We start from the raw sequence: 2382 nt of genomic DNA on the forward strand, positions 1-2382 counted from the left end.
TAGGATCCTTCATGGCGCAAATCCTGGTGACTTGCCGGTGGAACAGCCATCCAAGTACAACCTTGTTATAAATCTGAGGACTGTCCGCGCTTTGGGCGTCGACGTTTCACCGCTCCTCTTTCGCGCTGATGAGGTAATTGAATGATGGGCCGAGGATAGTTAGGCGAAGCGCCATAGCGGGGGCGGCGATTTATCCGCGCTCGCCCCCGCCTGACCGTCAGAGGCTCACCGGGCGCTTTGCGTGGACGTGTGTTCACCCTGCGAGTTCATCGCAGCCCATCATACCAAGGGAGCCATATTCACTCTTTGGGGGACAGTAACAAATGGTAAGCGATGTTCTCAGGCCACGGCCTTGGGGTCTGACGCGGTGGCGTAGGCCCACGGTGGACTTGCTTCAGGAAAGATACTGCTGGCGAATGTGCCGGAGCCCTTGAGGCACGGATCAGCGTTCTAGGTTTGAGGGGGCAGTACCACCATCCCGGAGGTCCTCATGTCGCTCCGCCCGATCCCGTGCCGTGATATCCCAGCCGCGACGGTAGCCATCGCCGCGTGCCGCGTTCCCGCATGGCAGCCCCTATTTGCGCCTGCGTGACCACCTTGGGACGATCTTTACCGATGCCCAGTTCGCGTCCCTCTTTGCCCCTTGCGGGCAGCCAGCCGAATGCCCGTGGCGACTGGCGCTGGTGAGCTTGCTGCAGTTCGCTGAGAACCTCTCTGATCGGCGGGCGGCTGATGCTGTCCGCAGTCGCATCGATTGGAAGTACCTGCTGGGCCTGGAGCTGACCGATCCTGGCTTCGATGCCTCTGTTCTGAGTGAGTTCCGCAGTCGTCTGGTGGCAGGAGGCTTAGAAGAGCAGCTCCTTGATACGCTTCTGGCCCTGTGTCGGGAGCACAAGCTGCTGAGCGCCCGAGGCCGTCAGCGCACTGACTCGACCCATGTGCTTGGAGCCGTCCGTTCCCTGAACCGTCTCGCCTGCGTGACCGAGACCATGCGGGCGGCCCTCAATGTCTTGGCGTCTGCGGCTCCCGCATGGTTGCGCGCCCATGCCAATCCCGCCTGGATCGAGCGGTATGGCAGGCGGGCCGACGACTATGATGTCCCGCAAGGCGAGGCGAAGCGGCGCGCCCATGCCGAGCAGATCGGGCACGATGGTCATCAGCTGCTTGCTGCCATCACGGCTCCTGGTGCACCAATCTGGCTGCGTGAGATCCCGGCCATTGAGCTGCTGCGGCAGGTCTGGGTGCAGAATTTCTGTCTCACCGACCAGTCTCAGACCGGAGAACCTGAGGCCGGCCCATTCTCTGAGACCACTTCCCGGGTGCAGTGGCAGACCGACCATGAGGGATTTCCGCCCTCCCTGCTGACGGCCGGATCACCCCACGATCCAGAGGTCCATTATGCCAATAAGGGGACGACAACCTGGATTGGCTACAAGGTTCATCTGACCGAGACTTGTGACGAGGGCGGTCCGCACCTGATCACGCATGTGGAGACCACGCCGGCACCGGTCGTGGATCGCGACGCCCTCAACACCATTCATGATGGGCTCAAGGCCAAGGGTCTGCTACCCGACATTCACCTCGTCGATGCTGGTTATGTCGCTGCCGATCAACTCGTCGCCAGTCGCCGGACCTATGGCGTCACGCTCCTGGGGCCGGCTCCCCAGAATTATCAGTGGCAGACCCAATCCGGTGAGGGCTTCACCTTGCAGGACTTCATCTTCGATTGGGATCGGCAAGTCGCAATCTGTCAGGCCGGGCACGAGAGCCGGAGCTGGCGTCCCGATTACTGGCAGGGACGAACCGCCTTCAAGGTGCGTTTCTCGACCACTCACTGTCGTCCCTGTCCGTTGAAGGCACAGTGTACCCGCAGCGATCGGCGGTTCCTGACGCTGCGCTCATAGGAGGAACATGAGACCCTTGCAGCGGCTCGCGAGCGTGAGGCGCAGCCTGTCTTCGCCAAAGAGTACCAGAAGCGCGCTGGCGTCGAGGGAACAATCTCCGCCGGGGTCCGTGCTCTGCACCTGCAGCGCTCCCGCTACATCGGACTCGCCAAGACGCATCTGCAACACGTGCTGACGGCGGCTGCCATGAACCTCATCCGACTAGGTGCTTGGTTCGCGGGCACGCCGCTCGCACGAACCCGGCAATCCGCCTTTACCAAGCTCATGCTGGCTCCCGTCCCAGCATGATGAATTCGCCAGCAGTATCTAAACCGAAGCAACTCCAAGAGCGTTATTAACCGTTTAAGAGCCTGTTTGAGAATGTCGCACGGGGTCGGATTGGGATAGTCTCGAGTCCACAGGAGCCGGATGTGGACCAAAGAGCATCGCGAGCGCCAGAAGGCCTTCGAGCGGCGGCGCTATCCAACTGACCTGACCG

Annotated in this window: 1 pseudogene; it reads left to right on the top strand. The window is 61.5% G+C overall.

Annotated features, from left to right (window positions below):
• Window positions 1–490 precede the first annotated feature (490 nt).
• Window positions 491–2192 (top strand): annotated as a pseudogene (locus JQC81_RS32205) (IS1182 family transposase).
• Window positions 2193–2382 lie beyond the last annotated feature (190 nt).

The organism is Microvirga arabica, assembly GCF_016811235.1.
GTDB classification, from domain to species: domain Bacteria; phylum Pseudomonadota; class Alphaproteobacteria; order Rhizobiales; family Beijerinckiaceae; genus Microvirga; species Microvirga arabica.